The sequence below is a fragment of the Bacteroides sp. 90-K9/2 genome (assembly GCF_047310725.1).
Taxonomy (GTDB): domain Bacteria; phylum Bacteroidota; class Bacteroidia; order Bacteroidales; family Bacteroidaceae; genus Bacteroides; species Bacteroides vicugnae.
In genome coordinates this window covers 229,068-241,161 of the sequence record NZ_JBCGVL010000003.1, presented here as the reverse complement: position 1 = coordinate 241,161, position 12,094 = coordinate 229,068, and the positions used below count along the sequence as shown (strand labels likewise).

Below are 12,094 nucleotides of genomic sequence, written 5' to 3'. Positions count from 1 at the left end.
CTACATTTGCGATATCATTCATTTAAATCTTTACAGCATATGAACAGCATAGTCTTGACTTTGGCGGGAATTTCCATCTTTATGATGGCCGGATGTAACTTGAAAAAGGCTGCAACGGAAGATATGGTAACAGAAAATATATCAAACGCCGTTTCCCAATATTCTTTGATGACCAACCGGATAGAAGCAAGTGACTGCATAATGAATCCGAAGACTTTGGACGAAAAGCAACAAGTGGTTTATGCTTCTTATGATGATTGGACCAGTGGGTTCTTCCCTGGCAGTATGTGGTATTTGTATCAGCTTACAGGAGATGAAAAGTGGGAGAAACTGGCTGTGAAATATACGGAATCACTCGATTCCGTGCAGTATCTTACATGGCATCATGATGTGGGTTTTATGGTAGGATGCAGTTATCTTAATGGAATGCGTTTGGGACAGAAAGATTATAAGTCGGTTGTGTTGCAAACAGCGCGTTCGCTTTCTACACGTTTCCGGTCCGGAGCTGGAATTATACAGTCTTGGGATGCGGATAAGGGCTGGCAGGCACAACGAGGATGGAAATGTCCCGTTATTATAGACAATATGATGAATCTCGAACTTCTTTTCGAGGCGACCCGCTTGTCGGGTGATTCCACCTATTATAATATGGCAGTCAGTCATGCCGACCGGACACTTAAAGAACATTTCCGCTCTGATGGCAGCTGTTATCATGTAGTAGACTATGATCCGGAAACTGGTACTGTACGCAGTAGGCAGACAGCCCAGGGATATGCTGATGAGTCTGCCTGGGCAAGAGGGCAGGCATGGGCTATTTATGGTTATACGGTTTGTTACCGTTATACACATAAACCGGAGTATTGGGAGCAGGCTTGTAGAATATATGATTTCATATTTACGAATAAGCATTTGGCTTCCGACTTGATACCATATTGGGACTATGATGCATTGAATATTCCTAATGAGCCACGGGATGTCTCAGCGGCGGCTATCACTGCTGCAGCTCTTTATGAGCTGAGCATGTATTTGCCTAATCCGCGTTATAAAAAGACAGCCGACAAAATACTGGCCTCATTAAGCACTCCTGCCTACCGTGCTAAAGTAGGAGAAAACGGGAATTTTATTTTAATGCATTCAGTAGGCAGCATACCTCATAATGCGGAGGTAGATGTTCCATTGAATTATGCGGATTATTATTTTCTGGAAGCCTTGAGTCGTAAGCGGGAGATGGAAAAACAAGTAGTTTGCAAGAAAGTACTGTAATTTTCCGTTTGCTTTCTTGAGAAACCGGCATATTAAATCAATAGAATACTAAGAATGAAAAATAGATTAATAACCAATTTGAATTATATTATGGAGAATCGACAAATCACAAGACGCGTCTGTCTGTTGCTGATGACGCTTTGTTCTTTCACCGTTGTCTTTGCACAGATTGCAATCAGTGGAAGGGTGATGGATGAATCGAAAGAGCCCATTATAGGGGCGAATATTAAAGTGAAAGGAGGAACGACCGGTACCATCTCCGATATGGATGGACGGTTCAAACTTTCTGTTCCTAAATCATCTTCAGTATTAGTCATCTCGTTTATAGGCTATGCGACTAAAGAAGTGACGGTAGGAAATCAAAAGGTACTGAATGTGACATTGAAAGAAGATGGTGTTGCCTTGGATGAAGTTGTTGCTGTAGGGTACGCAACAGTGAAAAAAAGTGATTTAACCGGATCGGTGGCAAAGGTGGATATGAATGATTTAACGAAAGCGCAGGTACTTTCCGTCGACCAGGCATTGGGTGGACGTGTTGCCGGTGTGCAAGTTGTTTCCTCTGACGGGCAACCCGGAGCCGAGGCTAATATTGTGATTCGTGGTAGTAATACAATTTCGGACTCCAGTGATGGCGCACCTTTATATGTGATTGACGGTTTTGCTACGGAAGATGGAAATCTGGCTTCACTGAATTCAAATGACATTGAATCGATTGATGTATTGAAGGATGCTTCTGCTACGGCTATTTATGGAGCACGTGGGGCAAACGGAGTCATTATTATTACAACGAAACGTGGTTCGGAAAGTGCTCCGAAAGTAACGTATGATGGATATGTGACTTACCAATTGAAACCGCAGGGCATGGAGCTGCTTCAGGGGAGAGACTATGTTGCCATGCAGGAGGAGGTATTGACTGTTTCTGAAATGAATAGAACATATTATAGTTATGATGAAGCGTTGGGACGTAACCGTATTTTGAACGATTATGATAAAGTGCCTTCGTACAACTGGCAAGATCAGGTTTTCCGTAATGCGCCCATGACCAGTCATCATATCTCATTGACGGGCGGTACTAAAAATACGAAATATAGTTCCAGTTTGTCTTATTATAACCAGCAGGGGATTATCATTAACTCTTCTTATGAGAGCTTGAAAGCACGTCTGACACTAGACCAGCAGATTACCAGGAAAGTGAAATTCGGCGGTAGCTTGAATTTTGCTAATAATATTTCAAAAGGTACGGCGCCTTCACAGGGTTCTGACGCAGGTGGTACGCAGTATTTTCTATATCAGGTACTGGCTTATCGTCCGGTGTTTTATGCCGATTCGGAAGAATCGGAGGACGCTTTGTTAGCTGAAAATCCGAACTATCCGTATAATCCTTTGAAAACAATAGAAAATATGTATCAGAAAGTGCGCAGCCGTCAGTTGAATCTGAATGCCTATTTATCATGGGATATTCTAAAGGATCTGGCATTCAAAGCTACTTTTGCTTATACTTGGCGTCAGGACCGGAATGAGGCATTTAATAATGCGGATACCTATTGGGGAGATCCGCGTTATTCTGCCAAACATTCAAATGGTAATTTTAGTTTTAGGGAGTGGGATGGATGGTCTAATGAATATACGTTGACTTATAAAAAGAGAGTCAAGAGTCATAATATCACTGCCATGCTCGGAGCCTCGATGAATAGCAAAACAATCTCTACATTAGGTGCCAGTTCGACGATGGTGCCGTGGGATGGACTCGGCTTTTGGGGAATTTCGAATGGAACACCTGACAAGGTTACTTCGACTAATTTTGAAGACCGTATGATGTCTTATTTCGCCCGTTTCAACTATGACTGGAAATCCCGTTATCTGATGACGGCAACGATGCGTGCGGATGGAAGTTCCCGTTTTCCTTATCATAAGTGGGGATATTTCCCTTCGGCTTCTTTCGGATGGCGTGTTTCAGAAGAAGCGTTCATGCAGGGAAGTCGCAAGTGGCTGTCGAATTTAAAGTTCAGAGTGGGTTGGGGAACTACCGGTAATAACAATACGAAGAATTATTATCCTTCCCAGTTGCTTTATTTAGGCGATCAGAATTATGCTTTTAATAACTCTATAGATAATCCGGCAATTTATATTTCTCAAATGCCGAACAAAGACCTGAAGTGGGAAACCACTTATCAGACAAACATAGGATTGGACTTTGGATTATTTAATAACCGTATTAACGGTGTAGTAGATATTTACGATAAACAAACAAAGGACTTGTTGTTGTATGCGGAAGTCCCGTTGTCTATCGGCTTTGATAAAATACAGCAGAATATAGGTAGTGTGCGCAATCGTGGATTGGAAATATCAATCAATACGGTCAACTTAGTAGGTGGCAGGGGGCGTTTCAAGTGGACAACAAATTTTAATATCTCCTTCAATAGAAATGAGATTACCGGACTGTCGGGCGATCAGGATTATCAGGTTTCAGGGCTGGATTCTCCCAAGTTGTCTAATCTTTATATTGCCCGTATAGGGCATCCTCTTTCGGAGATGTTCGGATATGTATATGATGGTGTTTATCAATATGAGGATTTTAATGAAGTTTCTCCCAATGTATTTGTGCTGAAAGATGGAATACCCAACAATACAAAGGAACGTAATACCATTCAACCGGGGGATATGAAACTGAAAGATATTAATGGAGACGGAAAGGTGACGCCTGAAGATATGACAGTGATTGGTCACGGGCTGCCGGTTCATACGGGTGGTTTTACTAATAATTTCGAATACAAAGGCTTTGACTTGAGTGTATTCTTTCAATGGTCTTATGGTAATGATGTGATCAATTATAATCGTGCCAAACTGGAGAATATGAATGGTGTCCGCCATACCAATATGCTTGCTTCTGCAAAAGATCATTGGACACCTCGTATAGACAATGGTGACGGAACTTATGCAGCTGGAAATTATACGAATTATTTATGGAGGGTAGATGGCGGACTGTCCGACATCAATACAAGTCGTGTCGTAGAAGATGCATCCTTCCTGCGATTGAAAAATGTGCAGTTAGGTTATAATTTTCCTGTAAAGCTGATTCGCAAGTTTAAATTGAGTTCCTTGCGGTTGTATCTTAGCGGACAGAATTTGTGGACATGGACCAAATATACCGGATATGATCCGGAAGTGTCAACCAGGAATTCGGCAATGACTCGTGGATTTGACTATTCGGCTTATCCGAGAACGACTTCTTTTACATTTGGTGTGAAGTTAGGATTATAGTTTAACAGGTATAAAAACAGAATATGATGAAAAAAATAGTATATATTATAGGAGTAACCTTGGCATTTTCCTCTTGTAGTTTTTTGGATACGGAGGTATATGGCAATCTGGATGAAAAGAACCTGTATCATGATGAGAATAGTTGCATGGCAGGTTTGGCCGGGATTTATGACCGTTTGGGAGCAGAAGGTGTTTATGGACTGAATATCTGGGGAGAGTTGGACGCCGGAACAGATCTTACTGTATATCGCGCCGATTATAATAAAAGCAAGGCATTGCCTTCACTCAATAATTATAATAATACGGATCCCTATTTACAGCTTACCTGGCAACATTTGTATGAGGGTATTAATCGTGCGAATGATTATATTGCTTCTATTACCGGACGCACGGATTCGGATTGTGGCGGTGCACGAAAGAAAACAATGTTTCTGGCAGAAGCAAAAGCATTAAGGGCATTATTCTATATGAATCTGGTTGCTTATTGGGGAGAGGTTCCTTTGCGACTGGAAGTTGTTCGTGATTTGGCACAACAACAACTGAAGAAATCTTCCCAGCCGGAAATTTATAGGCAGATTATAAAGGACTTGGAAGAAGCGGAACCGGGTTGCCTTCCGGCTGATGAACTGAATGCACCGGGACGCATTGCGAAAACTACCGTGCAGGCATTGTTGGCACGTGCATATATGTGGCAGGCGGGATATCCAGTTGAGGCTGATACTTGGGAGGACGCACTTATCTGGGCGCGTAAAGTGAGAGACAGCGGTTTGCATACTCTATATAAGACGACCGAGGACGGGGTGAATGGTTATCGTGCTTTATTTATTAATATGTGTTCCAATAAGTATGACCTGACTTACCGTGAAAGTATGTTCGAGGTCGAATTTTATGGTAACGGTTTGGATAAGACCAATGAAAGCGGTAAAGTGGGACTTTATATGGGCATTAGCCAGCAAACGACTACTGATCCCGATGTACCGAGAGCATATGCCTGGTATCATGGCACCAAATTGTTTTTTAAGATGTTCGAAGATGCAGATGCCCGTAAATGGTGGAACTTTGCGGATTATAAATATGTGACGACGGATGGTAAAGTTAAAAAAGTGATGTTGTCAGACAGTGATAAAGCCAGTTATGTAGATGGTGATCCCGGAAAATGGAGAGCTGAATATGATCCGGTTCGTCCGTGGTCTTTGAATAGTTCCTCTATCAACTTTCCTGTAATGCGCTACTCGGATGTGTTATTGATGATTGCCGAGTGTGCTAATGAGGTGGCTGGTTCGCCGACAAAAGAAGCTGTGGATGCGATAAACGAAGTACGTAAAAGAGCGGGAATATCGGAGATCGGATTGACAGACTGTACTCAAAGTTCTTTCCGCGATTCCATCAAAGTAGAACGTACAAGGGAGCTATGCTTTGAAGTGCCTCGTCATATGGAGCTTCGCCGTTGGGGAAAACAATATTTCTTTGACCGTATCAATTTGTTGAAGGATCAGTCTATGGATAGTCAGAATAAAAAAATCGGATATGATCTGACCACTGTGAAAGCATTGCCTGCTATTAACCTGGCAGAAAAACATATCTATTATCCTATACCCCAGGCAGAACTGAATACTAATCCGACCTGTGGACAAAATGTGAATTGGTGATCTTAACTTTTAATGTAACGAAATTATGAAAAAGATATATTTTTATTCTTTCCTGATAATGACAGGCGTATGGCTTTCTTCTTGTGATGCTGACGAAGTGGATTGTGTTGATTTTGGCGTGACTTTATCCAATGATATACAGGAAATATTTGCAGGTGAGCCTGTTACCTTTGATTTTAGTGGAAATCCGGATTATATTGTTTTTTATTCCGGTGAGGATGGGAGTAAATATGCAAATAAAGACCGTTTGCGGGTGGAGATAGAATCGGCTGAATTGTCATATGAAATATTGCAGCAGTATACACGGGTACCTTATCGTAATAAAGAGACAATGTCTATTTTCATCTCAGAGAGTTTTAATGGAGATTATTCCACAATAAAAGAGGAGGACTGGCAATGTTTATCCGGAGCAAACGGACAGCTGCATCTGAAAGTTCCGCTTTGTGCAGATGCCAGTGGCAGGGAAACGGTTGCTGACGGAATGGATCTTACTGCTTATAAAGATAAGAAATTTTATCTGGCTTTCCATTATAATGCTATTGCTGCGTCAGATGCGGATACATATCCTCGTGTGGATGTCACCTCTTTAGTTGTGTCGAAGAAACTGAAAGATGGTTCTACCTCAACAATGAATGATCCGAAATCGCAATTCGGTTTTAATTATGCTTTTGAAGCAATTACGAAAAAGACTAATTTTAGTGCTAGCAATACTACGTTGTTGTTTCAGCCTACAACAGACAATTTGAAGTCGGATGTCGATGTCTGGGCGATTAGTCAGGCTATAGATCTGACTGCGGTATCACCGGATATGGGAACTCCTATCAAGTCTTTAAATATGAAAACACAGTCTTATACCTATACGTATAACGAACCGGGTGAATATACTGCTACATTCGTAGGCTCTAATTCGAATGCTTGGAACTCAAAGAGCATGGTAAAGGAGATTAAGATATTAGTGAAAGAAAATCCCGTGAATTGATCAGTAAATAGAGGATTAGTTATGAAAAAGAATTGTATATATGCGATTGTCCTTCTTTGGATAGGAGCTCTGGCTGTTCAGGCTCAGAATGAGGAGCGCCGGTTATCGTTTGATAATTTGTATCGGTATTCCAAGGATGCGCAACAAGTGAAAGATGATAAAAAAGAAAAGGCAATCAAGACATTTCGGAATCAGTATGCTACAGTTCCTTATCGTGCATATGATTTAACAAAGATAAAAATATCAGTACCTGAAATTCTTGCATTCCTGAACGATGATGGTACATTTACAGATTGGACAGGCAGGGAAAAAAAGGTGATTGAAGGGAAAGATGCACAAGAGATGGGATTGTTTATTACAGATGCAATGAATCGTCTATGGAAACTTTCGGAAGAGTTCCGCAACGACCGGATGGGAGTTTCATTGGATAAAGATGTGTTTCGTAAACTTCAGAAGTCTATACTTTATTATGGTAATCTTGAGGTGAGCCGCAGTAATAAGGTGAACCGCTTTCATGCTTCCTGTTTTGCTATTCCTACAGCTGCGGTGAATATATACTATTGTTTCCTGAAACAGATGGATGCGGTGGAAAACGGGAAAACAAAAGACCAACAGTTGGTTGATATGTGTGAAATGCTGAAAGCACTGGCACTTCAGTCGTGGACACAGCCCCTGCGGAATGACGAGACGGATAAAAATGTAGTACAGATAGAACGTTTTCGTAACCATGTATGGTGGGTAGGCGGTAATGCGCTGGCATATCGTCCGTTATTGCCGGTAGCTATGATGTATAGATCTATCCCGATGGTCGATCTGCTGGTTCAGGTAGCCCAGGGAGGGATAAGTTATACTTCACAGAATACATATAATACCGCTTTCTGGACAGAAGGTTGTACGGCGGATGGCGCAGGTTGGGGACACGGGATGCAGTGTCTTGTCTGGGGATATCCTATTGATGGAGGAATTAATGCGTTAAATATTTTAGGTGCGTTAAAGAACTCCCCGTGGGATAAGAAGTTGACCGATGAGAATATAGAAACCTTGCTTAATTTTATCCGGGGAAGTAACTGGTATTACTACAAAGGAAATATAACTCCTTATATTGACCGATTTACGGCCCGTTACACTCCGGCTAAAGTTGATATTCGTACACTGGCCATTGTTGATAAGTTGCTTAAAGATTGGTCGGATTCTTTCACGCCAGTGCAGAAAAATGAACTTCGTTGTTTTCTGCATGATGCCCGCAAACGGTTAATCAGTATGAATGGCTATTCCGACGGGATGTATAATGGTACGCGTTGGTTTTTCAATAATGATGACCTGATAAAGAAGAATGATCGTTATCATATGATTGTCAATATGGCATCTGTTCGTTGTGACGGACTGGAAAGCGCAGTGGCGGCCGCTGATGAGTATAATTTTTACCCTGCGGATGGCATGACTTTATTTCAGAAAAGTGGAAATGAATATCGTAAAGCTATTGGAGCGTGGGATATAACTATGACTCCGGGAGTAACCGCCCGTGAGGGAGCGGAAAAATTAATTCCGGTTACTAACTGGAGAGGATATTGCAGTAAACATAATTATGCGGCTGCTTCGACAAATGGCGGAGAGAATGCTGTTGCCGGATATATCTTTGAGAAAATGGATGCCACGGATAAGATTGAATCTGAAAGAAAGAAAAATATTCCGCTTAAGAATGAGATACTTTATGGAGTGAAAGCATACAAGTCTTATTTTATGTTGAAGGACTATATGGTAGCCTTGGGTGCCGGAATAACGAATCTGACTCCTCAGATGCAGGGAACTATCCGGACTACCATTGACCAGCCTGAAAAGGAATCGGAAGTTGTTGTTTGGAGCAATGGTAAAATATTGCCGGTGGGTGCCGGCATGCAAAGTTTTCCTAAAGACGGTACATCTTTCTGGGTGGTGCAGAAAGGTAAGTTTGCATATAGCATATTGCCTCAGTATACCAAGAATGCATCTTTTATATGCGAGACTCTGAAAACGGACTGGGTAAAACGTAATTCAGCCAATAAAAGCATAAAAGATCTTCCATCGCAAGTTGACATACTTCGTTTATGGATTGACCATACACAAAATCCGGTGAATGATACTTATGGGTATGTTGTATATGCGGGTGATGGAATGCCGGAAGCGGAATTACCCTTTGAAGTATTGCGTAATGATACATTAGTGCAGGCTGTAAAGTCTAAAGACGGCAAAGTGATCGAAGCTGTCTTCTATCAATCGGGGGAGGTATTAGATAAGGGTGATGTAAGATTGGAAGTTTCAGCCCCTTGTACGGTACTGATTGAGGATATTAACGGGAAAATTACCATTTCCGTGACAGATGCTGCCATGAATGCAGGGCTGAAAGAGATTGTGCTTCAGTGGAACGGCAGACATATTCCGGTGGCAATGCCGCAGGGTGCATTCTGTGGTAAGCCTGCAAATATTACGTTATGAGAAGATTTATAATGATTAATAATAAAATAAGATACAATATGAAAAACAATCTGTTTTATTCGATTCTAGTGATATTGTCGGCTGGCATCTTTTCGGGGTGTAGCGATGATGAGAAAGTGGAAGCGATCATAACTCCCGCAGTCATACAGGGCACAGTGTATACATTTGATGTGGATGAGTCGGGTGTACAATGGGAAAATAATCAGATGATCGGTGTTTCTATGCTGAAAGCCAATTCAACGGAGATCATCATGCCCTATCATAATATAAAGCATAAAGCTACTGTTTATCCTGTTGGATATTTTTCTCCTGTTTCCACAGATGAAGTACTGTATTATCCTGAAGATGGAAGTAAAGTCGATATAGTGGCTTACTACCCGTATAAAGATAATCTAAAGGATGACTTATACCCTTTGAATATTGCGGATCAGACAGTAGCGGATAATTTCAGCTTTGTGTATGCCAATAATAGTAAAGGGTTGAATAGGGATAATAAGAAAACAATGATGGAACTTCGTCCGGTAGTTGCAGAGTTGAATGTAGAGTTGGAAGCCGGAGATGGAGTAAAGGATGAGTATTTGGTAAATGCTACCATTAAGTTGACGGGGCTGCCTACCAAAGCAAATTTTAATCTGTTGACAGGAAGTATTCAGGATATAACAAATGTGCAGGACATCCTGCTTCCTGCGTATGAGGAAAGTGAGGGAAATGGAGCGTCCGGACGTATCTTACCGTCGACAGCCACTAATGGATATTACGTCGAAATTGTTCTTCCCGGAATGGGGGGACGAACAGAAAAGATCAGTTTGGCGAGCTGGTTATCGGAGATTAAGAGTGGAATTCGTTATAGTGGAGTGGTTAAAGTCAGCTTGGATAAGATTGAATTTATCAGTATGGATGAAGAGCCTATTAAGGACTGGGAAGAAGATGATAATGTGATTCAAGGAAATGGCTCTAGTTTTTTGGTGAGACCTATCTCCAGTCTGTTATTGGGTGATTTGAAAGCCTCTGCTGGGAATAATCCGTTTGCTGCTAATAGTGGCATTCCTATGGATAGTTGGTTCAAAACGGTAAATGCTACATCTGTATGGTGGAATTCGACGATACAATTAGATGAGCAATTGAATCATAATGTGTTATATCTGTCTCACACCGGAGGTACAGCCGGATGGTATCAGTCTTTTGTTGGGTATCGAATGAGTAAGGCAGAGCTAGGCGAATATATTCTGAAGTTCAGAGTAAAGGGAACCGGAAAAATTAATTGCTTTGTGAGAACGTCAACAAGCAAATGTCCATTATTGACTGTACTTGTAGGCGGTAAATATCCGACTTACAAGGAAGTAACTGCAACATCAGAGTACGTGGAATATTCCGTCACTTATAATTTTGCGAGAATGGGAGTAAGCGGAAGAGCTTCTTATGCGGATGCTGACGCCACGGATGCTTCTGTTGCCGATTATGATGATTTCTACATTGGTTTCTATCCAACGGCTACCAATTCGAATTTCTATTTGGATCATGTATCTTTGACAAAGGTAAAAGAGAATTAAACAGTGAATAATATGAAAAGATTTAATATACTATTGGTAATGTCTGCATTTATAGGGAGTTTTACTTCTTGTAGTCAGGATGCAGAGAATGAATTGGTTCCATCTGCTAAGGTAGTCAACTTCGATGTGAATATATCAAAGACGCGAACCGTTACAGAGGGAAAAGTCACTTCTTTCGTTGAGGATGACCAGATAGGAGTTTTTGGTGTAAAACGCGGAGCATCAGAGGTGTTGAACCAGAATGTGATGTATGCTTACACTGGCAACGGAAAATGGCTCGCGGATAAATCAATCACTTATCCATTGGATAATTCGCCTATCAATTTTTATGCTTATTATCCTTATGGGGATCATCCGACCACAAATTTTGATTTTACAGTTTTGTCTGATCAGTCAAAGGATAATGGTTACGCACAGAGTGATTTGTTAGTAGCTAAGAATGAAAAGGCTCTTCCGGGAGAGGGAGCTGTCAGTTTACAGTTTGGGCATATGATGGCGCGGATTGAAGTAAAACCGGCTTTGCCGGATGGTGTTACGTTGACTTCGGTTGCTCTGCTTAATGTGCTAACTGGTTCATCTGTAGATTTAATCAACCAGACTGCAACAACTAAAACCGACGCATCCGCTTCATTATCTACTATCACATTAATGAAAGCGGGAGATGTATATAGGGGAGTTCTTCCTAAACAGACTTTGGCTGGTAGAATCTTTGAATTTGTGGGAATAAATGAGGCCGGACAAAAGGTGATGTTTGATTATACATTGGAGAATGCTACTGCTCTGACTGCAAATAAGATAACTCTATTTGAAATTAACTTGCAATATTAGTTTTCGGAGTAGATAAAAGATAATACGGAATGAATCCTAAAAGCTGATTGTCCAGCTTTTAGGATTCATTTTTATCAGTATGTCAGCAGGAT

7 protein-coding genes are annotated in these 12,094 nt (G+C 41.2%); all 7 read left to right on the top strand.

Annotated features, from left to right (window positions below; genetic code table 11):
- Positions 1–39 precede the first annotated feature (39 nt).
- The 7 genes from AAHJ11_RS10385 to AAHJ11_RS10355 are packed head-to-tail and all read left to right on the top strand — an operon-like array spanning position 40 to position 12,002.
- Entirely contained in the window at positions 40–1,263 is a 1,224-nt protein-coding gene (locus AAHJ11_RS10385) for a glycoside hydrolase family 88 protein (protein ID WP_148364865.1), read from the top strand.
- Positions 1,264–1,317: 54 nt separating this feature from the next.
- Positions 1,318–4,524, top strand: coding sequence for a TonB-dependent receptor (locus tag AAHJ11_RS10380; RefSeq protein WP_320974686.1), 3,207 nt, complete (start codon positions 1,318–1,320; stop codon positions 4,522–4,524).
- 23 nt (positions 4,525–4,547) lie between these two features.
- Positions 4,548–6,173, top strand: a complete 1,626-nt coding sequence (locus tag AAHJ11_RS10375) for a RagB/SusD family nutrient uptake outer membrane protein (RefSeq protein ID WP_229126990.1) — start codon at positions 4,548–4,550, stop codon at positions 6,171–6,173.
- Between the two features lie 25 nt (positions 6,174–6,198).
- The gene (locus tag AAHJ11_RS10370; protein WP_148364866.1) at positions 6,199–7,152 is read left to right on the top strand and encodes a DUF5017 domain-containing protein; all 954 of its coding nucleotides are present in this window, start codon (positions 6,199–6,201) and stop codon (positions 7,150–7,152) included.
- Positions 7,153–7,173: 21 nt separating this feature from the next.
- A complete protein-coding gene (locus AAHJ11_RS10365) occupies positions 7,174–9,624 on the top strand; it encodes a polysaccharide lyase family 8 super-sandwich domain-containing protein (RefSeq protein ID WP_195649453.1) in 2,451 nt (816 codons plus the stop codon).
- A 38-nt stretch (positions 9,625–9,662) separates the two neighbouring features.
- The gene (locus tag AAHJ11_RS10360) at positions 9,663–11,174 is read left to right on the top strand and encodes a fimbrillin family protein (RefSeq protein ID WP_167511763.1); all 1,512 of its coding nucleotides are present in this window, start codon (positions 9,663–9,665) and stop codon (positions 11,172–11,174) included.
- 12 nt (positions 11,175–11,186) lie between these two features.
- Positions 11,187–12,002, top strand: coding sequence for a fimbrillin family protein (locus AAHJ11_RS10355; protein ID WP_234132858.1), 816 nt, complete (start codon positions 11,187–11,189; stop codon positions 12,000–12,002).
- Positions 12,003–12,094: the final 92 nt, after the last annotated feature.